Here is a 26,283-nt window from a genome sequence, read left to right on the forward strand (position 1 = left end):
ACAAGAACTACCCCATGTCAACAAGGGGTAGCTACCGGCAAATCTGTCAATGCTCGTAATACGTTCAACCCAGAAAACAAGGCCATGCCCCCAGCCAGTGGCCGCGTCCGTCCAGGGTCACCCAAGATAAATGCGAGCAGACAGCAGGTGCATGACATCTGCCTCCTGGTTGCACACCGTGAAGACTCAGCGCTTCCGCAAGCGGCATGCACTACAGCGGACTCCATGCGGGCAAGTCCGCTCGGTGGAGGGGTTGGCATCCACCCGATAGCGCATCCAGGTTTTCAGGCACAGCATCGAATTCGATGACGTCATTGAAGTCATTCAGTGCTGATGGTGGTTCGCCAGTCAGCTACCGTGCTGCCAGCTTTTGTAGACAAACTCCAGGCTGTAGCCATCGAGGTCCCGGACCTGGGCCGCGAAGTAACGGGGGTCGTAGTGCAGTTGCGCGCCAGGGGGGTGAATCTCGGTTCCGCCGGCGGCAAGTGCTGCCGCATGGGCGCGCCTCACCATCTCCTCGGATTCGGCCACCAAGCCGATGTGCAATGCCCCGGGAGCTGCCGTGCCCTGCCGAAGCCAAAAAAACATACGCCCCTTCGCGCCAAAGCCCTTCAAATCAGGATGTCCCGCAGGTCCGTCTGCGCCGTCGTAGTCGTGGCGGGCGGTGATGCCAAGGACAGGGAGCAGCTTTTCGTAGAAGGTGAGCGAGCGGTCGATATGGTTCACCGTGAGAAATACATGGTCAAGCATCACTGCTTCCTTTCAGATGGTGTAGCCGCCCGCGACTTCAATGTTCTGCGCGTTGATCCAGGCGCCGTCGCTGGCCAAAAGCATCGCAATCACACGCGCGACCTCGTCGGGCTCGCCGACCCTGCCCAGCGCAGTTTGCGCAGCCAGCAAGCGCTCAAACTCAGCATTGAGGCCGCCACCCAGCTCCGTGCGGATGGCCCCGGGTGACACCGAGTTGACGCGGATTCGGCGCTCGCCAAACTCCTTGGCCATGTAACGTGTCAACACTTCGAGGCCCCCTTTGAACGATGCATAAGGCGCCACCCCTGCCGTGGCCACGCGCGTCGTTGCACTGGTCAGGTTCACGATGCTGGCGCCGTCTCTGAGCAGCGGCAACAAAGTCTGGGTCAGGAAGAACGGACCTTTCAAGTGCACGTTCATCAAGCCGTCGAACTGGTCCTCGGTGACGGCCGCAATGGGGTTGAAGATACCGTAACCCGCGTTGTTCACGAGGCCCGATAGCCTGTCAGCCTGCCAGGTCGAGGCCATGGCCTCCTGCACCGCGAGCCGGAAGGACGCAAACGTGCTGATGTTGGCCACGTCCAGGGGCAGGGCAACGGCCTGTCCCCCGCCAGTGGCGATGTGCTGAACCACCTTTTGCGCAGCCTCCGGGTTTCGGTGGTAGGTCAGGATAACGCCCTGTCCGCGGCGAGCGCAGTCAATGGCGGTGCTTGCACCGATGCCTCGGCTGCCTCCGGTGATAACGACGATGTCCATATGAAGTTCCAACAAGTTCCAGTGCTTCAACGATAGGCTTTAGCGCTCAACCTCACCCACCTGTTCCTGCCTAACTCCTGCCCATTTCTGCTTGTTCGCTTGTACCGCTGCCAAGATCGCGGTCCAATGTCGCATGAATGAGCAACTGAACGAACTCCGCGCGATGGCGGCCCATGCCGAAAACCGGAGAACGGAGACCGGTATCCCGCGCGTGGCGATGGTGCAGGGGGCTATTCCGGAGCACCAGCTGGCCGCCGTGTACGAACCGATGGTCAATCTCATTCTTCAGGGAAGCAAATCGATGTCCGTAGGCGGCCAGACCTTGCACTACGATCCTGCCACCTACTTTGTCATGTCCATCGAGCTTCCAGCGGCCGGGGTCGTGCGCCCAAGCCGCACCGGGGAGCCCTACTTGGCCGTAAGCCTGACCCTGGTGCCGGCGCTGCTGGCGGAGCTGCTGGCGGATCTGCCCCATGCTGCGCAAGAACCCGCCAGGGAGTCGGGATTCTCCGTTGCGGCGGTAACGCCGCAGTTGCTGGACGCCTGGGTTCGCATGCTGCGACTGATGAAGGCTCCGGCAGACATTGCGGTGCTGGCCCCCGCCTACGAACGCGAGATTCTCTACCGCGTGCTCCAGGGCCCCATGGGTTGGATGCTGCGCGACATTGCCACGCCGGACACCGCCTTGGCACGCATCAACCGGGTGGTGCAGCGCCTGCGCCATGAGTTCGCGCAGCCCTTGCGGATGGAGGCGCTCGCGGCCGACGCGGCGATGAGCGTTTCTGCATTTCATCGCCACTTCAAGGCGGTGACCTCACTCAGTCCGCTGCAATACCAAAAGCAGGTCCGCCTGCTCCAGGCCAGAACGCTGCTCATCACGGCAGGGCACAACGTCACGTCAGCCGCTCACGAGGTGGGTTACGAGAGCGCGACCCAATTCAGCCGGGAATACGCCAGAGCGTTCGGAATGCCGCCCGCCAAGGATGCGGCTCGTCTTGCCGCAGGCATGCGGTGAATACAGCACACGCAAGCGGATTTGCGCCCCCTGCAGTGAGCGGCACGGGCATAGGCCTCTTAGCCGTTCCTCCCTTTTCCGCTGCAGTGCGCCGCGTTCAGCCGGCCCGGGGCAGCCAGCCCGGGGCAGCCGGCGATAGATCTGGGCCGCTCGCTGCTGCCGACGGTCGTGGGTACGCTCCTTGCAGGAGGAGACGCATGCACGGCGGACGCATGCCCCGCCCTGTCGCGCCAGGCCCCGCGCTGCCACCTCAACGCAGCTTCACGATCTCCGTCACCCCGCCCTCGGTCTTGAGCCGCACCGGCAGCAGCAGCGGCAGCGCCTGGGCAAAGCTGGCCGCCTCGCGCAGGTCAAAGCTGCCGCCCACCCGCATCGCAGCGACGGCCGGGTCGCGCACGACCAGGCGGGTCTCGCCATAGCGCTCAAACTCGGCCAGCGCCTGCGCCAGCGGTGCGTCCTGAAAATTCACCCGCCCTTTGCGCCAGGCCGCGACATGGCCCACCGGCAAGGCCTGCGGCGCTGCCAGGCGGCCCTCGGCCTGCGCGGTCACCCGCTGGCCGGCCACCAGCTCCACCGCTGCCGGCCCGGCCAGGGTCTGGGCGTCCACACCCATCTGCGCCACCCGCACCCGGCCTGATTCGACCTCGACCACCGTCTGGCCCGCATCCAGCCCGGCGCGGGTATGGCGTACCGAGAATCTGGTGCCCAGCACCGTCACCAGCGTGTGCCCCGCCCGCACCTCAAACGGGCGCTGTGCATCGGCGCTGGCATGGAACAGCGCCTGGCCCTCGAGCAAGCGCACCTCGCGCCGGCCCCGGAACAGCTGCACCTGCGCCTGCGATGCGGCATCGAGCAGCATCTGCGAGCCATCGGGCAGCCGTATCTGCAGCGCCTGCCCGCGCTCGGTGGCGTAGTGCTCGCTGAACAGCGGCTGGCTGCGCCAGTGCGACCAGCCCAGCCAACCGCCCACCACCAGCACCAGCACGGCAGCGGCCATGCCCAGATTGGGCAGCCAGTGGCTGGCAGACCACCAGCGGGCCTGGTGCCGTGCGGCTGCGGCGCTGGGCGGGATAGCTGCCGCAACGGTCGCTGCGGGTTCGGCAGCTTCAGCGGTAGCCGCCACTTGCTCCTGTCCCTGTGCCTGTGCCTGTGCCTGTGCCTGTGCCTGTGCCTGTGCCTGTGCCTGTGCCTGTGCCTGTGCCTGTGCCTGTGCCTGCGCTTGTTCCTTGTCGCGCGCCAAGCCCCCCCGCAGCGCATGCTGCAGCGCTGGCGGCATCGCGCGCAGCCGGGCGTGGCTGTGCTCCAGCGCATCCAGCGCCTGTGCATGGGCTGGGTCGGCCGCCAGCCAGGCGGCCAAGGCGGCAGCCTGCTCGGCGGGCAGTGCCTGGCCGCTGCGCCGGCGCGTGGCCCACAGGGCGGCCTGCAGGCCCAGGGCATCCTGGCCCTGCGCAAACGCCGCAAATGCGGCCTCATCGGCAGCATCCTGGCGGTCGGCATCGGCGGTGTGGGGGCGGGGCAAAGTCATCGCTGGGGGTGTCGTCGTGCCGGTATCAAGGCTGGCGGGTGGCAGGCAAGGCGGTATCTGGCCGCTGGGCTGCGCTGGGCGCCCCGCCTTGCTGCAGCAGCTCGCAGGCGCGGCAGGCCAGGCGGCCACGGGCAATATGCTTTTCCACCATGCTCAGCGATATGCCCATGCGCTGGGCAATCTGGGCATAGGGCATGTCGTCAAACACATGCAGCATAAACGCTTCACGGCAGCGCAGCGGCAAGGCCTCAATGGCCGAGGCATAGGCGGCCATCGCCTGCGCGCTCGACAGCAGCGCGTCGGGCTCCTCATGCGCGGGGCCCGGGGGCTGGGCGGTTTCATCGAGCGCATGCAGGTCCTCGTGCGTGCGCAGCTGCGCGCGCCGGTACTGGTCCACCATCACATGGCGCGCCGTCTGGTAGAGCAGCGCGCGCGGCTCGGCGATCGCTGCGCGCGCCTGCTCCATCGCCAGCACCCGGGCGTAGCTCTCCTGCACGATGTCGGCAGCGGCATCGCGGTCGCGCACCTGGCGCAGGCAGAAGTTCAGCAGTTCTCGGTAGTAGTGGACGAACACGGGGCAGCAGCCAGACAGGGGGATCGCAGTGCTTGTGCCGCGATGGCGCCATGCAATAACGCGAATGAATCGCATTATCCATATTTTGACTACTGTTTACATATAATAAGAACCATTCTCATCGCGTCACCCCCAACACCATGCACCCAGGCCCCGGCATTCCGCCCTCACCTTCTGTCGATCCGGTGCAGGCCCTGTACGAGGCGCACCACAGCTGGCTGGTCGCGCGACTGCGGCGCAAGCTCGGCTGCGCCTGGGATGCGGCCGATCTGGCGCAAAACACCTTTGTGCGCGTGCTGGGCACCCAGCGCCAGCAACTCCAGGCGCTGCTGGAGCCGCGCGCCTACCTCACCACGATTGCGCAGCGCCTGCTGTCCAACCACCTGCGCCGCCGCCAGATCGAGCGCGCCTACCTCGATGCGCTCGCGCTGCTGCCCGAGCCCGTGGCCCCGCCGCCCGATGCGCAGCTGATGGTGCTCGAAACCCTGGTCGCCATTGACCGCCTGCTCGGCGGCCTGCCGGTGGTTGCCCGCAAGGCCTTTTTGCTGTGGCGGCTGGAGGACCTGACGCAGGAAGAAATTGCCCAGCAGCTGGGCATATCGCGCACCAGCGTGCGCCGCCACCTGGCCGCAGCGGCCGAGCGCTGCTATTTTGCGGACCAGGCCTGAGATGGCCGCACCCGAACACCTGCCCGGCGGCCTGCCGTTGGGCGCGCAGGCCATGCCAGGCGCGCTGCCGCCCAGCATCCCGCCCGCCGTCGCCCAGGCCGCCGTGCGCTGGCTGCTCGATCTGGAGCCCGGCGACAGCGCTGCTGCCCGCCGCAAGCGCCAGCAGTGGCAAAGCTGGCTCGACGCCGACCCGCTCCATGCCCAGGCCTGGCAGCGCATGGCGCAGATCGATGGCCAGTTGCGTGGCGTGCCCACGGCTGTGGCAGTGCAGACCCTCGCCTCACCCGCGCTGTCGCGCCGCCACGCGGTGCGCCTGGCGGTGATGCTGGGGGCCGGTGCTGGCGGCCTGCTGGCCCTGGGCCACAGCCCGCTGGGCGAACAGGCCTGGCTCAGCGCCAGCGCCGATCTATCAACCGCCACCGGTGAGCAGCAGCGCACGGTTTTGGCCGATGGCACGCGCCTGCTGCTCAATACCGCCACGGCCGTGGACCTGCGCTACAGCAGCAGCGAGCGGCTGATTGTGCTGCGCGCCGGTGAGATCCAGATCGAGAGCGCTGCCGACCCCAGCCCCGACCCTGCCACCGGCCTGGCCCGCCCCTTGCGGGTGCGCAGCAGCCAGGGCTGGGCGCGGGCCATTGGCACCCGCTTTAGCGTGCGGCAGTATGCGGACGACACGCTGGTGCAGGTGCAAGAAGGCCAGGTAGAGCTGCAGCTGCTACCAGATTTGCGCCACGACATGGGCCAGACCCTGCGCCTGGCTGCTGGCGAGCAAGGCCGCATCGCCGCCAGCGGGCTGCTGCGCCAGGGGCCCGCCCCCGCTGCCGGCCTGGCCTGGACCCAGGGCATGCTGGTGGCCGACGATATGCGCCTGGGCGACTTTATCGCCGAGCTGGCCCGCTACCGCCCCGGCCGTCTGCACTGCACGCCCGAGGCCGCCGCCTTGCGCGTATCGGGCAGCTACCCCTTGGCGGATACCGACAAGGTGCTGGCGGCGCTCAGCCAGACTTTGCCGCTGCGCATCAGCAGCCGCACACGCTGGTGGGTGACGGTCGACAAAAGCTAGTCTTCCCACCCAGCCATCGCGCATTCCAAAAAAAGATGGCCAATTGGCCCAACCCGCGTGTCAAGCCCTGCATAAGCGCCGCAAAAACCATGGCGGCGCGCTGCAACCAGCTTGTCAAACTCGGGACCTATTCGCATGTACCGCACTCGCTTCTCTGCCCCCGCCACACCCCGTGGCACCGCGCTCTCCGCCCACCTGCTGTGCCTGGGCCTGGCCGCCTGCGCCAGCCTTGCTGCACTGGCACCCACATCTGCCCAGGCGCAGGCCCAGCAGCCAGCCAACACCCCTGCGGCGCGCAGCTACTCCATCCCCGCCGGCCCGCTGGCTGCAGCGCTCAACCGCCTGGGGCAAGAGTCTGGCACCCTGATCTCGTTCGCGCCCGATACCGTGGCCGGCCTGCACAGCCCCGGCGTGCAGGGCGCGGCCGATGTGGGCCAGGCGCTGGGCAGCCTGCTGGCGGGCTTGCCGCTGCAGGCCCAGCGCGATGCCAGTGGCAGCTATGTGGTGCGCCGTGTGGCACCCACCGGCGCAGCACCGGCTGCCGCTGCCTCAGCCTCGGCAGAAGGCGCGCCCAGCATCACCTTGCCTGAGCTGCGCGTGACCGCCCAGGCCGAGCGCAGTGCCACCACCGAAGGCACCGGCAGCTACACCATCCGCAGCACGGCAGCCGCCACCGGCCTGCAGCTGTCGCCGCGCGAGACGCCGCAATCGGTCAGCGTGCTCACGCGCCAGCAGATCGAAGACCAGGGCATCACCAGCATTGGCGAGGCCGCGCGCCATATCACCGGCATCTCGGCCATCAGTTCGGATAGCGACCGCACCGATCTGGACGCCCGGGGCTTCTACATCGACAACTACCAGTACGACGGCGTGCCCACCTATGTCGCCAATGACTTTTTTGGCGCCTCGATGCTCGACCCGATTCTGTACGACCGCATCGAGGTCGTGCGTGGTGCGACGGGCCTGATGACCGGCGCGGGCAACCCCGGTGCTTCGGTCAACCTGGTGCGCAAACGCGCCAGCAGCAAAACCTTCACCGGCTCGGCCAGCCTCAGCCTGGGCTCCTGGAACGAGCGCCGCGCCACCCTCGACCTGAGCACGCCCTTGACCGATGACGGCCGCATCCGCGCCCGCGTGGCCGCGATGGCCGACGAGCGCGACTCGCACCTGGACCGCTACCACACGCGCAACCGCGCCTTGCTCGCCACCGTCGAGGCCGATCTGACGCCCGACACCACCGCCTGGATCGGCCTGGAGCACCAGGCCAAGCGCCCCACCGGCGTCACCTGGGGCGGTCTGCCCATGGTCTACCAGGATGGCAGCGCCACGCACTGGCCGCGCTCGTTCAGCATTGGCGCCGATTGGACCGAGTGGAACACCACCAGCCGCACCACCTACGCCGGGCTCGAGCACCGCTTTGACAATGGCTGGTCCATCAAGGCCAATGCCAGCCGCCTCGATGCCGACTACACCTCCAAGCTCTTTTACCTGCTGAACGAGCCCGACAAAAACACCGGTCTGGGCCTGGGCCCCTACCCCAATTACTCGCGCCAGAGCTTTGCGCAAAACAGCGGCAGCCTGCAGGCCACCGGGCCTTTTGAGCTGCTCGGCCGCAAGCATGAGGCGGTGCTGGGCTTGACCGGCAGCCAGTCCAACTACGCCTACGGCAACCATGCCTACACCGCCACCCCCGTGGGCAATATCTTTGACTGGGATGGCTCCTACCCCGAGCCGGTCTGGGGCGCCTTCCGCCCGCTGGGCGATGACCGCACACGCCAGACCGCCGTCTACGGCGCGCTGCGCCTGTCGCTGGCCGATGACCTCAAGCTCATCGCCGGCGGGCGCGAAACCCGCTGGGAAAGCCAGAGCCTGACGGAAACGCGCAAGCACAAGGTCTTCACGCCCTACGCGGGCCTGCTGTATGACCTGAACACCACCTACACCGTCTACGCCAGCTATACCGATATCTTCCAGCCGCAAAACTACCAGGACACCCAAGGCCGCTACCTGGACCCTGTGACCGGCAAGGCCTACGAGGCCGGCATCAAGGCCGCGTTTCTCGATGGCAAGGTCAATGCGTCCCTGGCCGTGTTCCGCATCGCCCAGGACAATGTTGCCGTGCAAGACGGCGACAACATGGTTGGCGGCACCGGCAACCCCGCCTACCGGGGCGAGAAAGGTGTCACCAGCAAGGGCTTTGAGGCCGAGGTCTCCGGCGAGCTGGCCCGGGGCTGGCAGCTGATCGCCGGTTTTGCCCGGGCCGATGCCCGCGCGGCCGACGACTCGCGCCTGCAGTCGCAGCGCCCCAACAACATGGCCCACCTCTACACCAGCTACCGCCTGCCCGGCAACTGGAGCGCCCTCAAGGTGGGCGGGGGCCTGACCTGGCGCGGCGCCACCTACGCTACGACGACTACGTCGACGGACGTGGAAGCGCGCCGCGACCAGGGCTCCATCACCCTCGCCAGCCTGATGGCCAGCTACGACATCTCGCGCCAGCTGTCGCTGCAGCTCAATATCAACAACCTGTTTGACAAAACCTACTTCGACTTTGCCGGCAGCCAGATCTACTACGGCGCGCCGCGCAAGTTCACGCTGACCGCCAAGTACGATTTCTAATCAGCATCAAGGGGCAACAACAACGCCCGCTGGCAAACCCAGCGGGCTGCTTGTCTCAGGCTTGGTGGAGATGTCGCACAACCCCTGCTCTGCCCCATGGCCGGGTCTTATGGATCCGGCAAATGTGCGGCTTGGAAGGCCAAGAACATCTGCAGAATCAGTGCGAGCGGTTGATCGATCTATTCTCAGGCCCCTTGCAAAGATTCCCAATATCTGGGGCAGCAGTCCCACCCACTGAGGCGACACGTTTTCAGCACCCGCGCGTTAGCGCCCCGACAGTCAAATAGGGCTCTTTTAGGTCAAGGCCTTTGCTATACTGCCGCGCACAGGCAGGAGAGCCGCCATCAACACCCCAGCTGACATCGACCTGAGCGTCCTCACTGCGACGAACTCCAGGGCCGCACACTACATTCTTGAAATCGTTAAAGCGCAGACTGGCATGGGGCTGGTCGGCATGGCCTGGGTTCGCTCCAATATGTGGCGTGCATGCGCTGTGGTGGACGACATGGGCCTGGGCATGAAAGCCGGTGACGAACTGGATGTGGACAGCACCCTGTGCAAGGACGTCATGGAATCCCAGCTTGGGATTGCATTTGATGACGCGCTGGACCACCCTGTTTTTCGCGACCATAAAACGCCCAAGCTCTACGGATTTCGCGCCTATATCAGCGAACCGATTCTGCTAACCGATGGCAGCTATTTCGGTAATTTGTTTGCCTTGGATGCAGAGCCCAGGCCCATCACAAGCGAGAAAAACCGCGCCATTTTTACCGCTTGCGCCGGTATTCTTGGCAAGCTTCTCCAAGACCAGCTGATATCCCAGCAGCTGACCAACGAAATTCAAAGCTTTAAAGAGACGGGCAACGCCCGCGAGGTGTTCCTGGCCGTTGTCGCCCACGATCTACGCAACCCTTTGCAGGCGATCACGATGGGCGCAAAGATGCTCGCGCGGGGCGACGAGCCCAAGGCGGCCAAGCTCGGAGAGCGCATCGCTACCAGCGCCCGCCGCATGAGCAAGCTCATAGATGATCTCGTCGATTACGCCAAAGGCCGCGCCGGCAACGCCATATCCGTGGCCCCTGAACCCACGCAAAACCTCGCGGCGGCCCTGCACACCGTCATCGATGAGTTTGTAGAAGCGCATCCTCAGCATGCGTTCGTCGCATCGCTTGAGCTCCCAGCGGAGGTACGTGTCGATATCCCACGTATCCAGCAGCTCTTATCCAACCTGCTGGGAAACGCGGTGGCCTACGGCGGGTCGGACTTTCCGATTCAGATCACCGGCAGCCTGGAAGGAAAAGACATCGTCATTCTGGTCAACAACCGGGGGCCTCTGGTGCCGGACGAAGTGATGGCCCAGATGTTCGACCCCCACTTCCAGGGCCCCAAGTCTGCCGCCACCAGCATGGGGCTGGGCTTGAGCATCTGCAAACAGATCGTCGCAGCCCACCAGGGAAGCTTGACCGTGCTATCTTGTTCAGACTCCGGCACCACCTTCACGATCAGGCTGCCCGTGGTTCTGTAGGCGGACAAAAATAAACCGGGCGCTGGATACAGCGCGAGGTCGATAAGCCGCCAACACGGCCCAGCAAACCGAAAATGAGACTAAGACAGCCCCGGACCTGGCGCCCGTCCGAAGGCCGTGCACAGAGCACGCCCGCTCCAACAACGCAAAAATAGCCCGCTGGCTAACCAGCAGGCTATTTTTATTTGGGCAACAAAATGCGCTACCCCATCAAAGGCCATTGCAGTAAGGAATTTGATCCCCAGCAACGTACCCATTCAAGGGGCTAAGACAGCCCCTGAGACGAGGCGCAGAACCGCAGACAGTACTGAAGGTACGGCAAGGTTGCGCAACGAAGTATCAGGGCCTGTATTAGCCCCGCCCCGATCAGATCCAAGGGACGCCGTAGTATTCATTCACCTTTCGGCCATATTCGTCGTTATAGTCCTGCGTCGTCTCACGCGCATAGCGCGGCGCGCCTTCCAGCTGCTCCTTGGTGAGCGACACGACATAGCCGCCCAGGCCCGTGTCGTACTTCAGCGTTTCCCAAGGCAGAGGGTACACATCGGTGCCCATGCCCAAAAAGCCGCCAAACTCCATCACCGCGTAGCGGACCTTGCCCGTGAGCTTGTCCAGCAGCAGGCTTTCCACCGAGCCCAGCTTGTCGCCATTGGGGTTGTACACCTTGGTGCCTTGCACCTTGTCCGAAGAGATCACGCTCGATGCTGTGTTGATCGTATTCATAGGGTTCTCCTGTGTTGGAAAGCGGGATTGCAAAGGGGCCGATGCGGGATGCCGGTAAGAGCGCTTCCGTGATGTCTCGGCCTTGGATTCAATGCTAAACAGCGGCGCGGTCCAGCCGGGTAGTCATCGCCGTCCGATAGCCGTAGGACGGGCCGCACCGGTTTTGCAGGACTGGAAAAAGCGCCCATTGCTGCGGGGCATATCGCCTCCCGTAAGCCCCTGCGCACGTGGGCTCGCCCACCACAGAAGCTCCTGCACGCCGTCTTGGATGGGCGAGCAGCTGCCACACCGCATTGGCAGGGCTGCGCCACAAGCGCCACGCGTCGCCCTGCCTGCGGTGCACCAGGCGGGGCTAGCGCCGGCGTGCAGCGCAGCCCCAGCGCCAGCCATTGCAGCAACGCCTGCAAACAACCCAGCCTGGGGATGTAACGCCACCAAGCCCAAAAATCCCGCCAATATATCCGCCAGAACCCTATAACCCGCTAGACACTTCAAAATTTCCAGTAATCAACGAAAACCCATCACTCGCACATCAGGACTTATCGCATAAAATTAAAATTATTAACACCCTCAATTAGATAATTTAAAAATAAAATAAAAAGCAAATTATCAATATTGTCTCTCCGCAGAAACAACTGAAGCCGTGACTACGGCATAAGCACGTAGTATCTTTCTTCCTCGGTGGTTAAAAATTCATTCGAATCTTGTATACAAATACCATACCAGCGGGGATTCATCATGGACACAGATCAGTGCATAAACGGCGCTTCAAAAGACAGAGAGAATGCCTTAGCCAAACCCCGGGTTCGCAGCATCGTGCGGGTGCCCATCATTCTGGCCAATGGGCACAAGGCCGCATCAGAAATCATCAGCTTTGGCAACCTGAGCGACAACGGCGAGCACTTTGCGGTGCGGTTCAAGCGCCCAAACGCCAAAGCGCCGCTGGTGCGCCTGCATTCAGAGTGCATCACGGGCGACGCGCTGGCCTCCGCACGCTGCGACTGCGGTCCCCAGCTCCAGGAAGCACTGCAAGGCCTGCATACCGAAGGGGGCCTGCTCCTGTATTTGCGCCAAGAAGGCCGAGGCATTGGCCTTTATCGAAAACTGGAAGCCTACCTATTACAAGATCAAGGATTGGATACCTTTGCCGCGAATCGGGCCTTGGGCCATAAAGACGACGAGCGCAGTTACCAGGTCGCCGCTGACATGCTCCAAGCGCTGGGCATTCACACCATCCGCTTGCTCAGCAATAATCCCGACAAACAAAAGCAACTCAGCATGGCAGGCATTACCGTGGAGTCACGCATCCCTACCGGGGTGTTTGTCGATACCGATAATCGCCATTACCTGGAAACAAAGGTCAAGCACTCACGCCACTCCATCGACGTTCCGGCTCTGCAAAAGGAAACCCCATGATCTCCCATCTATCGCCCATCAGCGGCGTTGCCACCCATGGCGGTCGCTATATTGCAAGCGCCGGATACGACAACCAGGTGATCTTGTGGGACGCCCACCAGAAAATCGCACTGGCCCGTGCCTGGCATGACCATCTGGCTAACCAGCTGTCCTTCAGCAGCGACGGCCAGCATTTGATCAGCGCCTCCAGCGACCACACGGCCCGGTTGTGGTCCGTGCCTGGCATGAAGCTCATCTGCGTGCTCTCCGACCATGGGGATGATGTAGAAATGGCCCAGTTCCACCCCACCGAGGCGCTGATCGCCACTGCCTCGCGCGACCACCATGTGAGGGTCTTCGACTTCCAAGGCCGGCTCCGGCACTGCCTCGCAGGCCATAGCGCCGATGTGATCTCGATAGCCTGGTCCGCCAATGGCCAGACACTGCTATCGTCCAGCGACGACGGCACGCTCAAGCAATGGTCACTGGCAACGGGAGACCTGCTCCAGGACATTGACCTTGGCGGCGTAGAGACCGACACCATTGCCATCGCCAACAATGGCACCGTCTATGCGGGCAATGATGCCGGCATGATCTTGACCATCGACGGCAGCCATCGCCAGGCAACACCGGCACACCAGGCTGGCATCAAGCGATTGGTCTACCAGGACAACGAGCAGTTGCTGGTGAGCTTGAGCTATGACCGGCTGCTGCGCGTCTGGAAAGCGCAATCCAGCGCCCTCACCCCCATGGCGCAGTCGAGCATTCCTGCACCGATATGGCCCAGGTCTTGCGCTTTTCTGGACAAGGACACCTTGGTTTTTGCCACCTTCGGCTCTTCCTACGCGCTCTTCCACATCCCAACGGGCGAATGGAATCTCGACAAGGTCTGCGCCACAGGCGGCATCAATGCCACCGCCACCCTGCAGCCCCCCTGGGGCGTGGTATCGATTGGCGACGCCGGCATTCTCAAAGCCCATGGCGAGCCCATCCGCGACCTGCGCAGCCTGTGCAACTTCCTCACGCCCCTCGGCGGCAAGATATGCACCGGCGGCCAAACTGGGGCGCTGTTCGATGCCGCAACAGGTGAGACGCTGTACCAACACCGATCCCCGCTCAACTGCGGCGCGGCATTCATGCGCAACGGCATTGCCCATATGGTCATTGGCAGCTATACAGGTGAAGGCCTCGTGTTTGCCCTGGCGCAAGATGGGGCTGTGCACCATGTCGCTACGCTGCAGCTGCATGACAACGCCGTCAAATCCATCGCCGCCTCCAGCCATAGGCTGTTCTCCGTGTGTGCGGATGGCAGCGCCGCCTGGTGGTCGATTGCGAGCTTGCACGAACTGTTCAGCAAACGCGATGCCCACAGCCGCATTGCCAATGGTTGCGCGGCACTGCCCAACGACCGCTTTGTCAGCGTCAGCCGGGATCGCAAGCTGCGGATCTGGGACGACTTTGCATCGACCGAGCTGAACACCCCCCACCAGCATTCCATCAAATGTGTTGCCGCCAGCCCTGATGGCCAATGGATTGCCACGGGCTCCTACCATGGCTGCGTCGCCATCTACGACCATGCTGCAGGGCAATGGCAGCCCACCATGCGCCCCACCTCAGCGGGCATCTCGTCGCTGTGCTTTGACAGCGACAAGGCACAATTTCTGGCCGGCTCCTACGATGGCAATATCTACGACATCCCGATCGTAAAACGGCACTAAGCAGCGGCGTTGCGCCTTGCCCCATCGGGGCTGCGCAAGCTTGGCTCCATCGTCTCGGCCATCACGCCCAGCTCAGGCTCCCAGCTTGGTCTCCCAGCTCGGTCTGCCAGGCCTGCAGCCACGCTGCGTACCAAGGCGCCTCATCCAAGGCGGCCAAGCGCAGAGGGCAGGTATTGCGCACGCCCTGCCATCGGTCAACATTGCCAAAGCAGCAGGCAGCGCTGCAAATCAGCTGTGCCCTCAAACCGGCACAGACCGAGATGCGCCTATATACCAGCACCACTGCTGCGTGCGCCGCCCCAAACGCCACCAACAACACGGGCAGCCCTATGGGCTGCCCGGTTCAAGGTGTTGGGATGCGGTCTTGCCGTCAAAGGGGCACAAAGATCGCGATCAGCAGAAACACCAAAACAATCCCGCCGATGATGGCAAAACGCTTGTTGGCGAATCGCCCAGCGCGGGTGTTGGGATTGGTGGGCTTGGTAGGTTTGGGGTCAGGTGGGTTCATAGCTCACAATCTATCCATTGGCCTGGCGCGCACGCGTCGGACAAAGGACAGAAAGCAGGTCAGCTTGTCGGTAGCAAAAGCTGGCCCCTACGTTGGGATAGAGGAAAACAGAATGCGTGGTTCGATGACTTTGGCAATGGTGCTGCTGGGCCTGGCACCGGCATGGGCGGCGGCGGGCGCTGCGGCAGCGGTGCCCCAAGCCGCACGCAGCGAGCCCCCAACAGCAACCGCCACCGCTAATGTCTGTGCCAGCGACCGCGACAGCGATTCTGACGAGCGCCCCGATGGCGACAAAACGCCCCGGCGCCCGCCCTCGTCTCAGCCCGCCAGTACGGAAACAACGCCATCTGCCCCCCAGCAGCCGGTCTTTATCATCAGCTGCAATGCCAGCGGCTGTACTGACAACCAGGGCCACTTTCTCACCCGCTCCGGCCCCCAGAACCTGGTGGGGCCCAATGGCATTCGCTGCCAAAGCATGGGCGGCAACTGGCAGTGCAACGCACCCACCGCACCGTAATGCACAGCGCTGGCCCAGCGCGCTTATGGGTTGCCTGGCTGCGCCGGTCTAACGCACCGCCAAGGTTCACGCTGCTGGCGCGCAGCGCCTAAACCCCTGCGCCTTGGCGGGTCACTGCCAGCAGCCGCCGTTGTCGCCTGACTGCAACGGCCGGGCGTGGCTGTGCACGGGTTGCGCCAGCGATTGGCGGCGCTGCCAGTTGCGGGTTAGCGTGGGCCCCCAGCCCCTGCCAACCACCGCCAAACACCGGCGGGCGGCATATCCCCTCATCAATGCTGATTCTTGCTCGGCGTGCGCCGTTGCTTAACCAGCGCCCAGGTCGGGGTGCCTTGCTACGAGCGCCAATCCGGCAAGTCCGAGCCAGCAGCAGCGTTCAAACTCCGCCGCTGATCAGCGCAAACTTGATATACAAAAAACCAAATACCGCTATGGAATTGCAAATACTCATTAATTTCTTTCTCCACAGAAATAGATATTAAAAATTACATTGGTTATCAATCATTAATCAATGTCAATGCATCCATTCAATAACCAAAGCGTTCTTTGACCTCCAACATTTCAATCGCAAAGCTGTTTTCGACCTTCGATTTTTTTAAAGGAAGCGCTATGCCAACGATTCGCCGCCACGCTTTACGCCACTACGCCGCCATCGGCCTCTTAGCCTGCGCGGCATCCTGGGCACCGATCGCATCGGCACAAAGCCAGCCACCGCAGGTGGTGATCGACAGCACCGGCTTTGACTTCTACTCGGCGTATCCCGTGAGTGACAGCCAGTGGCGCGGCCCCGCGTTCACCACCGGCACGGTGCCAACGCGGATTACCGAGATCACCTTGGGTCTGGCCAACACCGACCCGGCAACCACCGCCCTGCTCCGCCTGTTACAGCTCGACGGCAGCACTGAACTGCCCACGGGCGCCGCGCTGGCCTCTGCCACGCTGCCCATCGTCGTGCCCAATGATGGCGCCAACCTGAACGCCAATACCTACACAGCAGCCCAGCTGGGCTCCATCCCCAGCACCACGTTGCTGGCGGGCACAAAGTACGCATTGATTGTGTCCAGCCCCTCAGGTGGCTATATCGGCCTGTCGGACAACGACGGCCCCAGCAATGCCTACACCTTTGCAGGTGGGTTTTCAACCTCGGCTGCAGGCTATGTGCAAAGCCTTGACGCGGGCAGCACCTGGACCCAGAACGACCAGGTCACCCCCGCCATCAAGCTGACGGTGGTGCCCGTCGATGACCCGATTGTGGTTCCCCCCACTGCACCCACCCCGGTGCCGACGCTAGGCGCCGTGGGCGCCCTATCGCTGGTCTCCGTCATCGGCTGGCTGGGCCTGCGGCGTACGCGCAAATCGGCAGGCTAACGCCGTCCGTTAATAGCCAGCGCTCGCCATTCCCCCAGATTCACAGACCGCACCAAACAGCCAACCCCAGGCATGCTCAGGAGGTAGTACCACCCATACACAACACCCTTTTTGCCTTGGCTGCTGAAAAGCAGCCAATACGCCCTGCGCTACCGATGCCTGGCTAGACATTTGTCATTCATGGCGAATGGCAATGTCGCCAATGCCATGGGCCATCGCTTTATGGCCTATCTCCTGCAGATGGCCATTGCTCCGATGGGCAAGCAGACAGGGTCGGGTACCGTCCATCGCGGCACAACCGCATGTGGGCGACCAGGCCCAGCCCCTTGCCTGCACTGTCCATAGCTTTCTACAGCTTCAATGCATGAGGATTCTGATGAAAAAGCAAACTATGCCGCCCGCCCGCTACGCGCTGCTCGCCGCCTGCATGTTCGCGGGCCTGGCCCAAGCCCAGAGCATTAACTTCTCCGGGGACACCACCCCCACCGGCAACCAAGGCGCCAGCTTTACCACCACGCAGGTGATTGTGGGCGACAGCGGCACCGGCGCGCTCAATATCCTCAGTGGCGGACAACTCGCCTCGCAGGGCGGCAATATCGGCCAGCAGGCGGGCAGCACGGGCACCGTGGTGCTCGATGGCGCGGGCTCCTCGTGGACGCTGACCTCTCCGGGCTTTACCAGCCTGACGGTGGGCAATGGCGGATCCGGCAGCCTGCAGGTGCGCAACGGTGCCAGCGTCTCCACGGTCAGCAACGTCAACGTCATGTTTCGATCAGGCCAGCTTCCTGGATCGAGCGCGTTGGTGGAAGTCGATGGCGCCAACTCGATCGTGGAAGGTGACTACTGCGAGTTTGGCAACAATGGCAACTCGGTCGTTCGCATTACCAATGGCGGCGTGATCTCTTGCAAATTGGGAGGTCTGCTGCTCAATGGCGAAGTAAATATCAGCGGCGCGGGCTCCAAATGGGTCTCGGACACGCAACTCGAATGGGGCGCCCCTGCAGGCCGGCCTGATGCGGTGGTGACCGTTGGTGAAGGAGCATCCATCGAAGCGGTCAGCTACGTGATACCTGCAAGCAATGCGGCGGGGATCACTGGCCCTACCGCGCTCAAAATCGAAGGCGCGATCACGCCCGGTGCCGTTGTGACGCCCTCCATCGACTTTCAATCTATCGAAGGGGGCGTGCTGAACCTCAACCACAGTGATGCCTCAGGCAATTACCAGCTCGCGCCCGATATCTTGGGCTATGGCGGCGTAGATGTGAACAGCGCCGGCACCACCACCTTGACGGGCAACAACAGCTACTACAACGCCACAAACATCAATTCCGGGCTGCTGCGCGCTGGCGCTGCCAATAGCCTGAGCCCCAGTTCCGATTTTGTCGTTGCCGCTGGCGGCACGCTCGACACCAATACCTTTAGCCCCACCGTTTTGAGCCTGGACAACAGCGGCTTGGTAACGATGGCAGCGGGCGGCACCAGCACCGTGCTGACGGTGGCCCAAAACTACACCGGCAATGGGGGAGTGATTGCGATGAACGCAGCGCTGGCAGACAGCGGCTCGCCCACTCAAAAACTGGTGGTGCAAGGCAGTACCAGCGGCAACACCATTTTGAATATCAGCAACCTGGGCGGCGCAGGGGCGCAAACCACCGGCGACGGTATTTTGGTCGTGCAGGTCGATGGGGACTCCAACGGCACCTTTAGCCTGCCCGCGCCCGGCTATGTGGTGGCTGGTGGTTTCCGCTATTCACTGGTCCAGGTCGGCAACAACTGGTTCCTGCAATCAGAAAACCAGGTGGAAGCGGCCGGCCCCGAAGCCAGCGTGGTGTGCACGCCTGCGCAACTGAGCGATTCGGCCAACCAGGTCGCCACCTGCACGGTCACGCTAAGCACTGCCGCTACGGCCGACCTGCCCATTAACCTGGTGCTGCCTGCGGCCAACCCGCGCTACACCACTACCTGCGCATCGCCCATGGTGGTTGCGGCCAATGCCACCCAGGCCAGCTGCACGATTACCGCCACGCCCAACACCACGGCGGGGGATGGCGATGTGACCGTCACGCTGGCCATTGCACCGCCCACCACCGCAGATGCCTATACGCCCGTGGGCCCTGCTGCGCAGGTCGTTATCCAGGATGCCAATGCGCCGCAGCCGCCTGCCAGCCCTACTGCAGTGCCCACGCTGGGCAGCTGGGGCCTGGCTGCGTTGGCAGCGCTGATGGCGGCTCTGGGCCTGCGCCGCTCGCGCAAGTCCGCTGCCTAAGGCAGCATCCAGGGGGTAGCGCCGCCAGGCGCTGCCCCGTATTGGCCATAACGAGCAGGGCGCAGCAGAGGCAACGGTTCTTTGGGTTCCCGACGGCTGCAGATGGGCTGCCGCTCACGCAATCGCCCAGCGTAACGATCAGCTCGCAAGCGGCACCGGCCGGCCCTGCACGGCGATAGCCTTGGCTTCGCTCCCCACCCGACCAGGGCAGAGGCGGCTGCGCATATACGCCACCCTGTCTCATCTATACGACTGTCAGCCAGCGCTCCCGCTTTTACATGCCTTTTCTTTTGTCATAACAATGACATAGAGAGGCTCACACAGATGCGGGGTTGGTCACGCGGCATGGCCCCATTTTTAACGGCCGCTCGCCGTGCACCCATGCCTAGGCATCCCCTCTAACAGCGCCCCTACGTACAGCGGCGCTGCCTGCGCGCTGCTGCAGTGCAAAACGCCCCCGCAATAAGGCCATTGCTGCCCGCTATAAGCCCTGGCCCCATCAGCTCCAAGGCTCTGGCAAAAACCTATCAATAGATTAGTTTTTATAAACTATATGAATTGATCGTGCTAGGCTATGCTTTAAATCAATCTTGCATACATTGCTTGCACACATTTTGCGAACTTTCAGAACGCGCATGCCAACGCCCTGTGAGGAGGTCAGCACCATCCATACATCTGATTCGCATTGAATGGCTGAAACGCACCGCCATGCCTTTGGTCGCCGAATTTTGGTTAGACATTTGTTATGAATCACAAATTTCTAGTTGCTTTATGCTATTGATAGACGCTTTATTGCATACCACGCTTGAATGCAAGATAGGTGCCATTTTTTTCCAACCTCAGAAGCAGAAAGTGGATGACGCTGCCCCTCTCCTCTCTCCAACCCGCCTCGGCTATCGGTGCGCCACGATGGTGGTGCCATGCGGCTTGGCAACGCCAACCCATGGTTTAACCACAGCTCAGTGCTTGATGCCAGGTACCTGGCTCTGCGCTTTTCCTTTCCCTTCGCTGGCTGTTTAAATAGCTTCATACAACCTATAAATCAAAAATCCATATGAAAAAACGATTAACCCCTCCCGCCCGCTACGCGCTGCTGACCGCCTGCCTGCTCACCGGTTTTGCGCAGGCCCAAAGCATTAACTTCACGGGGGACACCAACCCTACAGGCAGCCTGGGCGCCAGCCATACCGCCACCCAGGTAATCGTCGGCGACAGCGCTACTGGCGCGCTCAGCATTCAAAATGGAGGGCAATTGACGTCCCAGACCGGACGCATCAGCGAGCAGAACACTGGAAGAGGCTCCGTCGTTGTGGAGGGCACGGGATCTTCATGGCTGCTGACCTCGGCCACCGGTGCAGGCCTGGTGATTGGCAATAGCGCAGCAGCCAGTCTTCGGGTGCGCAATGGCGGCACGGTATCGACCAACGCGACACTGGGTTCTACCGAGACCACCGCCTTTACCGTGGAAGTCGATGGCGCCAATTCCAGCTTGCGGGGAGCTAACTGCGATTTCGATGGCTCTTTCGTCTCAACCCTGCAGATCAACAATGGCGCTTTGATGCACTGCGAGGGTAGCCTGATATTCAGAAACGGCGCACTGTCGCTGAGCGGCGCAGGCTCCAAATTGCTCGCGAGTGACGAAATCAACTTGAAACGCCCACTACCGGGCTATGCTTCACTCACCGTTGGTGAGGGCGCGACCGTCGAGACGGGCAAAATCTTGCGCGTGTCGACCTACCTTGATGGAGACCCAACTGGCCCGACCATGCTCACTATTGAGGGCACCACCACCCCGGGCGCAGTCATTGTGCCCACCATCGGCTTTGAAGAACCCACCACTGCTGCGCTTATGCTGAACCACAGCGATGCCTCGGGCAATTACCGTATTGCCTCCGACATCACGGGTTATGGCAGGGTCTTTGTCAATAACTTTGGCACCACGACCTTGAGCGGCAACAACAGCTACGAAAATGAAACGGTGATCAATGCAGGGCTACTGCGCGCAGGCGCTGCCAATAGCCTGAGCCCCGCCTCTGACTTTACGGTGGCCGCGGATGGCACGCTGGACACCAATACCTTTAGCGGTACGGTCAAAAGCCTGAACAACAGCAACCTGGTAACGATGGCAGCAGGCGGCACCAGCAATGTGCTGACCGTCAGCCAAAACTACACCAGCAATGGCGGTGTGGTAGCGATGAACACCGCCTTGGGCGCAGACAGCTCGCCCACCCAAAAGCTGGTGGTGCAAGGCGACACCAGCGGTGACACTATTTTGAATATCAGCAATCTGGGCGGAATCGGAGCCGCCACCACCGGCGACGGCATTATGGTGGTGCAGGTCGATGGTGCATCGAACGGTACCTTCAGCCTGCCCGCGCCCGGCTATGTGGAGGCTGGGGGGTACCGCTACACGCTGGCCAAGGTGGGCAACAACTGGTTCCTGCAGTCTGACGTACATGTAGAAGCTAGCGGCCCCGAGGCCAGTGTGGTCTGCACCCCTGCCGAGCTGAGCGATACAGCCAACCAGGTCGCCACCTGCACCGTCACGCTGACAGCAGCCGCCACGGCCGACCTGCCCATTAACCTGGTGCTGCCGGCGGCCAACCCACGTTTCACCACCACCTGCGCATCGCCGCTGATGGTACCCGCCAATGCCACCCAGGCCAGCTGCACGATTACCGCCACGCCCAACACCACGGCGGGTGACGGCGATGTGAGCCTGGAGCTGGCCATTGCGCCGCCCACTACGGCCGATGCCTACACGCCTGCCGGCCCTGCCGCGCAGGTGCTGATCAAGGATGCGGGTGATACCACCACCCAGCCGCCTGCCACCCTCAAGCAGGTGCCTACGCTGGGCAGCTTGGGCTTGGCCGCGTTGGCGGCGCTGATGGGTGCTGTGGGCCTGCGCCGCAGCCGCAAAACGGTGTAAACCACCGGGAGCACCTGCCCGGCGTAACACACATGCTGGGCAGGTGCGCTGCCAAAGCGCACCCATTGAACCGGAGACTTTTACCAGCTGCAGGCTAGTTCCATCGCCCGCTCCCCAATACCAGGCGCCTGTTTCCGTGCTATCGCCCCTCTTCGCTGGCTATTTAAATAGCTTTATACAACCTATAAATTCAAAATTCCTATGAAAAACCGATTCATCCCTCCCGCCCGCTACGCGCTGCTGACCGCCTGCCTGCTGAGTGGCTTTGCGCAGGCCCAGAGCATTGACTTCACGGGGGACACCAACCCTACCGGCAGCCTGGGCGCCAGCCATACCGCCACCCAGGTAATCGTCGGCGACAGCGCTACTGGCGCGCTCAGCATTCAAAATGGCGGGCAATTGACGTCGCAGACCGGAAGCATCAGCGAGCAGCGCACTGGAAGAGGCTCCGTCGTTGTGGAGGGCACGGGATCTTCATGGCTGCTGACCTCGGCCACCGGTGCGGGCCTGGTGATTGGCAATAGCGCAGCAGCCAGTCTTCGGGTGCGCAATGGCGGCACGGTATCGACCAACGCGACACTGGGTTCTACCCAGACCACCGTCTTTACCGTGGAAGTCGATGGCGCCAATTCCAGCTTGCGGGGAGCTAACTGCGATTTCGATGGCTCTGACGTCTCAACCCTGCAGATCAACAATGGCGCTTTGATGCACTGCGAGGGTAGCCTGATATTCAGAAACGGCGCACTGTCGCTGAGCGGCGCAGGCTCCAAATTGCTCGCGAGTGACGAAATCAACTTGAAACGCCCACTACCGGGCTATGCTTCACTCACCGTTGGTGAGGGCGCGACCGTCGAGACGGGCAAAATCTTGCGCGTGTCGACCTACCTTGATGGAGACCTAACTGGCCCGACCATGCTCACTATTGAGGGCACCACCACCCCGGGCGCAGTCATTGTGCCCACCATCGGCTTTGAAGAACCCACCACTGCTGCGCTTATGCTGAACCACAGCGATGCCTCGGGCAATTACCGTATTGCCTCCGACATCACGGGTTATGGCAGGGTCTTTGTCAATAACTTTGGCACCACGACCTTGAGCGGCAACAACAGCTACGAGTATGAAACGGTGATCAATGCAGGGCTACTGCGCGCAGGCGCTGCCAATAGCCTGAGCCCCGCCTCTGACTTTACGGTGGCCGCGGATGGCACGCTGGACACCAATACCTTTAGCGGCACCGTTTTGAGCCTGGACAACAGCGGCTTGGTAACGATGGCAGCAGGCGGCACCAGCAATGTGCTGACGGTGGCGCAAAACTACACCAGCAATGGCGGAGTGGTAGCGATGAACACCGCCTTGGGCGCAGACAGCTCGCCCACCCAAAAGCTGGTGGTGCAAGGCGACACCAGCGGTGACACTATTTTGAATATCAGCAATCTGGGCGGAATCGGAGCCGCCACCACCGGCGACGGCATTATGGTGGTGCAGGTCGATGGTGCATCGAACGGTACCTTCAGCCTGCCCGCGCCCGGCTATGTGGAGGCTGGGGGGTACCGCTACACGCTGGCCAAGGTGGGCAACAACTGGTTCCTGCAGTCTGACGTACATGTAGAAGCTAGCGGCCCCGAGGCCAGTGTGGTCTGCACCCCTGCCGAGCTGAGCGATACAGCCAACCAGGTCGCCACCTGCACCGTGACGCTGACAGCAGCGCCCACGGCCGACCTGCCCATTAACCTGGTGCTGCCGGCGGCCAACCCACGTTTCACCACCACTTGCGCATCGCCGCTGGTAGTAGCCGCCAATGCCACCCAGGCATCGTGCACGATTACCGCCACGCCCAACACCACGGCGGGTGACGGCGATGTGAGCCTGGAGCTGGCCATTGCGCCGCCCACTACGGCCGACGCCTACACGCCCGCCGGCCCTGCCGCGCAGGTGCTGGTCAAGGATGCGGGTGACACCACCACCCAGCCGCCTGCCACCCTCAAGCAGGTGCCTACGCTGGGCAGCTTTGGCTTGGCCGCGTTGGCGGCGCTGATGGGTGCTGTGGGCCTGCGCCGCAGCCGCAAGACGGTGTAAAAGCACGCATGCGCTAAGCCTGCCTTAGCGCTGAGAGAACAGCCCCAGGTGCCACCACCTGGGGCTGTGTTGTTTGGGCCCTGGCCTGGGGGCAGGTTGGCGGGCGGGGGGCGCCTAGCTGGAAACCCCCCGGCTAGGCGCGGCCGGCTAGGCGCCCCCGGCTAGGTGCCGCGCCCAAGCGCGATCGGCAACGGTCGCAGTCGCTGAAAGCGCCACCAATGTGCACCGCTTTGGCGCAGCCAACCCGCATGCTTGGCGCCCTCTGCCCTGTCCTTTCAGCATTTCCAATCACCACTTTTTTCATTTCTTGATTGCGTAAAACTATCAATTATGAGAGGCTGATGACGCCCTGCCTGCGGCGCAGGGCAGCAGCGCACAGAACGGGTGCCCCCGCACTGCGCAAGCCGCCCCGCCCGCGCCTGTTTCATGCCACCGCTAATTGATAGCTTCTTACAACCTAACTAATGGAAAATGATGACCAAAAAGCAATACACCTCATCGGCCCTGCACACGCCGCTGTTAAGCGCCCTGCTCGCGGGCGCCTCGCTCTTGGGCAGCCTGCTGCCAGCAGGAGCACAGGCCCAGAGTGTCCACTTCAGCGGTGATGCAAGCCCCCTGGGCGATATGGGGGCCAGCCACCACGCTAGCGATGTGACGGTGGGCCACAGCGGCACAAGCGCACTGGCGATTCTCGCCGGTGGCCAGCTGGTGTCTGACAGCGGAATGGTCAGCGCGCAGGCCGGCAGCACAGGCACGGTGCGGGTGGAGGGCGCGCAATCGTCCTGGACGGTGGCGGGCGACCTGCTGCTGGGCCAAGCCGGATCGGCCACGCTGCAGGTGCGCCATGGCGCCACGGTGCAAAGCCGCCAGGCCCTGGAATCAACAGCACTGGCGGGCTCCAGCGCGCTGATCGATGTGGAGGGCGCCTCTTCCACACTGCGGGGGGAGGAATGCCTTTTCGCGGGAGAAGGCATGTCGGCGGTGCAGATCCGCGATGGCGGCTTGCTCGACTGCGAGGTCAGCGCCCTCTTGTACTTTGGCACGCTGGCGCTGCGCGGCGCGGGCTCCGAATGGCGGGTGGGCACCCATTTGGAGATTGGCAGCTTTGCCGGCCTGGCCGACACCGCGCTCACCATCGGCGAAGGCGCAACCGTGGATGTGCGCGATACGCTGTGGCTGTCGTCCCCCGCACCGGGCGCGGCCGGCCGCGCAGAGCTGACGGTTGAAGGCAGCATCCGCCCCGGGGCCCTGCAGGTGCACACCTTGGTGCTGGGCAATGCGGACGCGAGCGTGCTGACCCTGGACCACAGCGATGCCTCTGGGCAGTACCAGTTTGGGCCGGATATCTATGGCAGCGGCCAGGTGCAGGTCAACGGCTCGGGCACCACGGTGCTGACGGGCAACAATAGCTACCAGGGCAGCACCCGCATCAACGCGGGCCTGCTGCGCGCAGGCGCGGCCAACAGCTTGAGCCCCGTCTCGGACTTTGTCGTGGCCGCTGGCGCCACGCTCGATACCAGCAGCTACAGCCCCACTGTGCAGAGCCTGGACAACAGCGGGCGGGTCACCCTGGCTGTCGGTGGCACCGGCAGTGTGCTGACCGTCACGCAGGATTACAGCGGCGATGGCGGTGTGATCGAGATACACACGGCCTTGGGCGCTGATGCATCGCCTAGCGCGCAGCTGGTGGTGCGGGGCGATACCAGCGGCGACAGCATTTTGCACATCAACAACCTGGGCGGCGCGGGGGCTGCCACCACCGGTGATGGCATTGTGGTGGTGCAGGTCGATGGGGCCTCGAACGGCACATTCCGCCTGCCCGCGCCCGGCTATGTGGAGGCAGGTGGATGGCGCTACACGCTGGCCCAGGTGGGCAAGCACTGGTTTTTGCAGTCGGACCACCCGGCGGAAGTGGCCGGGCCCGCCCCCTCCCCAGTGCCTACGCTGGGCACCCTGGGCCTGGGCGCAATGGCCACGCTGATGGCGGCTGTGGGCCTGCGCCGCCGCAAAACACTGTAAAGGGCGCAGGACACAGCGGGCGCTGGCAGCAGCGAACCGTTGTGTACGGGGGCGGGAGCGCGGGCGCTGGAGCTGCGTTGGCTCAGCCATTTACTTCGCTTTAAAAATAGCTTTTCTCAACCATATAATTAATAATTACTATGAAAAAGCAATATACCCTTCCCTCCTCCACGTTCTGCGCGTTAGCGGCCGGCTGCCCGGCATGGCGCAGGCCCAAAGCAGCCCTTTCCATATTGACGCCGCACCCGCCCATCGGTTGGCGCTGCCCTGCT

At 63.0% G+C, this 26,283-nt stretch carries 19 protein-coding genes; 13 read left to right on the top strand and 6 right to left on the bottom strand.

Annotated features, from left to right (window positions below; genetic code table 11):
- Positions 1-348: 348 nt before the first annotated feature.
- On the bottom strand, positions 349-750 hold the full coding sequence (locus WH367_RS15490) for a VOC family protein (RefSeq protein WP_339536773.1): 402 nt from the start codon (positions 748-750) through the stop codon (positions 349-351).
- A 12-nt stretch (positions 751-762) separates the two neighbouring features.
- A complete protein-coding gene (locus WH367_RS15495) occupies positions 763-1,506 on the bottom strand; it encodes an SDR family NAD(P)-dependent oxidoreductase (RefSeq protein ID WP_339536774.1) in 744 nt (247 codons plus the stop codon).
- A gap of 133 nt (positions 1,507-1,639) precedes the next feature.
- Here WH367_RS15495 and WH367_RS15500 point away from each other — a divergent pair, with 133 nt between their 5' ends.
- Entirely contained in the window at positions 1,640-2,521 is an 882-nt protein-coding gene (locus WH367_RS15500; RefSeq protein ID WP_339536775.1) for an AraC family transcriptional regulator, read from the top strand.
- Between the two features lie 250 nt (positions 2,522-2,771).
- Here the strand turns inward: WH367_RS15500 and WH367_RS15505 are convergent, their stop codons facing one another.
- Positions 2,772-4,046 (bottom strand): FecR family protein, encoded by a 1,275-nt coding sequence (locus WH367_RS15505; protein ID WP_339536776.1) that lies wholly within the window; start codon positions 4,044-4,046, stop codon positions 2,772-2,774.
- A gap of 25 nt (positions 4,047-4,071) precedes the next feature.
- Positions 4,072-4,620: an RNA polymerase sigma factor gene (locus tag WH367_RS15510; RefSeq protein ID WP_339536777.1), complete on the bottom strand. Its 549-nt coding sequence runs from the start codon at positions 4,618-4,620 to the stop codon at positions 4,072-4,074.
- A 140-nt stretch (positions 4,621-4,760) separates the two neighbouring features.
- Between WH367_RS15510 and WH367_RS15515 the strand changes: the two genes are divergently transcribed.
- The 4 genes from WH367_RS15515 to WH367_RS15530 all read left to right on the top strand — a co-directional run bounded on the left by WH367_RS15515 (position 4,761) and on the right by WH367_RS15530 (position 10,495).
- The gene (locus tag WH367_RS15515) at positions 4,761-5,288 is read left to right on the top strand and encodes a sigma-70 family RNA polymerase sigma factor (RefSeq protein WP_339519343.1); all 528 of its coding nucleotides are present in this window, start codon (positions 4,761-4,763) and stop codon (positions 5,286-5,288) included.
- A 1-nt stretch (position 5,289) separates the two neighbouring features.
- On the top strand, positions 5,290-6,351 hold the full coding sequence (locus tag WH367_RS15520; RefSeq protein ID WP_339536778.1) for a FecR domain-containing protein: 1,062 nt from the start codon (positions 5,290-5,292) through the stop codon (positions 6,349-6,351).
- 135 nt (positions 6,352-6,486) lie between these two features.
- A complete protein-coding gene (locus tag WH367_RS15525) occupies positions 6,487-8,970 on the top strand; it encodes a TonB-dependent siderophore receptor (RefSeq protein ID WP_339536779.1) in 2,484 nt (827 codons plus the stop codon).
- A 439-nt stretch (positions 8,971-9,409) separates the two neighbouring features.
- The gene (locus tag WH367_RS15530; protein WP_339536780.1) at positions 9,410-10,495 is read left to right on the top strand and encodes a sensor histidine kinase; all 1,086 of its coding nucleotides are present in this window, start codon (positions 9,410-9,412) and stop codon (positions 10,493-10,495) included.
- Between the two features lie 366 nt (positions 10,496-10,861).
- Here the strand turns inward: WH367_RS15530 and WH367_RS15535 are convergent, their stop codons facing one another.
- Positions 10,862-11,218, bottom strand: coding sequence for a PRC-barrel domain-containing protein (locus tag WH367_RS15535; RefSeq protein WP_021028025.1), 357 nt, complete (start codon positions 11,216-11,218; stop codon positions 10,862-10,864).
- Positions 11,219-12,082: 864 nt separating this feature from the next.
- Between WH367_RS15535 and ribA the strand changes: the two genes are divergently transcribed.
- Positions 12,083-12,634, top strand: coding sequence for a GTP cyclohydrolase II RibA (gene ribA / locus WH367_RS15540; RefSeq protein ID WP_339536975.1), 552 nt, complete (start codon positions 12,083-12,085; stop codon positions 12,632-12,634).
- Positions 12,631-14,331, top strand: coding sequence for a WD40 repeat domain-containing protein (locus WH367_RS15545; RefSeq protein WP_339536781.1), 1,701 nt, complete (start codon positions 12,631-12,633; stop codon positions 14,329-14,331). Before ribA ends, WH367_RS15545 begins: the two co-directional genes overlap by 4 nt.
- 370 nt (positions 14,332-14,701) lie before the next feature.
- Here WH367_RS15545 and WH367_RS15550 read toward each other — a convergent pair whose 3' ends face one another.
- A complete protein-coding gene (locus WH367_RS15550) occupies positions 14,702-14,839 on the bottom strand; it encodes a hypothetical protein (protein ID WP_021028029.1) in 138 nt (45 codons plus the stop codon).
- Positions 14,840-14,963: 124 nt separating this feature from the next.
- Here WH367_RS15550 and WH367_RS15555 point away from each other — a divergent pair, with 124 nt between their 5' ends.
- The 6 genes from WH367_RS15555 (at position 14,964) to WH367_RS15580 (ending at position 26,011) form a co-directional block, all read left to right on the top strand.
- On the top strand, positions 14,964-15,356 hold the full coding sequence (locus WH367_RS15555) for a hypothetical protein (RefSeq protein ID WP_148293235.1): 393 nt from the start codon (positions 14,964-14,966) through the stop codon (positions 15,354-15,356).
- A gap of 606 nt (positions 15,357-15,962) precedes the next feature.
- Positions 15,963-16,721: a hypothetical protein gene (locus WH367_RS15560; protein WP_339536782.1), complete on the top strand. Its 759-nt coding sequence runs from the start codon at positions 15,963-15,965 to the stop codon at positions 16,719-16,721.
- Between the two features lie 376 nt (positions 16,722-17,097).
- Positions 17,098-18,987, top strand: a complete 1,890-nt coding sequence (locus tag WH367_RS15565) for an IPTL-CTERM sorting domain-containing protein (RefSeq protein ID WP_339536783.1) — start codon at positions 17,098-17,100, stop codon at positions 18,985-18,987.
- 1,054 nt (positions 18,988-20,041) lie between these two features.
- A complete protein-coding gene (locus WH367_RS15570) occupies positions 20,042-21,916 on the top strand; it encodes an IPTL-CTERM sorting domain-containing protein (protein WP_339536784.1) in 1,875 nt (624 codons plus the stop codon).
- A gap of 201 nt (positions 21,917-22,117) precedes the next feature.
- A complete protein-coding gene (locus WH367_RS15575; RefSeq protein ID WP_339536785.1) occupies positions 22,118-23,992 on the top strand; it encodes an IPTL-CTERM sorting domain-containing protein in 1,875 nt (624 codons plus the stop codon).
- Between the two features lie 474 nt (positions 23,993-24,466).
- Positions 24,467-26,011 carry an IPTL-CTERM sorting domain-containing protein gene (locus tag WH367_RS15580; protein ID WP_339536786.1) on the top strand — a complete coding sequence of 515 codons (1,545 nt, stop codon included), beginning with the start codon at positions 24,467-24,469 and terminating at the stop codon, positions 26,009-26,011.
- Positions 26,012-26,283: the final 272 nt, after the last annotated feature.

The sequence above is a fragment of the Comamonas sp. MYb21 genome, assembly GCF_037479395.1.
In the GTDB taxonomy this organism is placed as follows: Bacteria; Pseudomonadota; Gammaproteobacteria; order Burkholderiales; family Burkholderiaceae_C; genus Comamonas.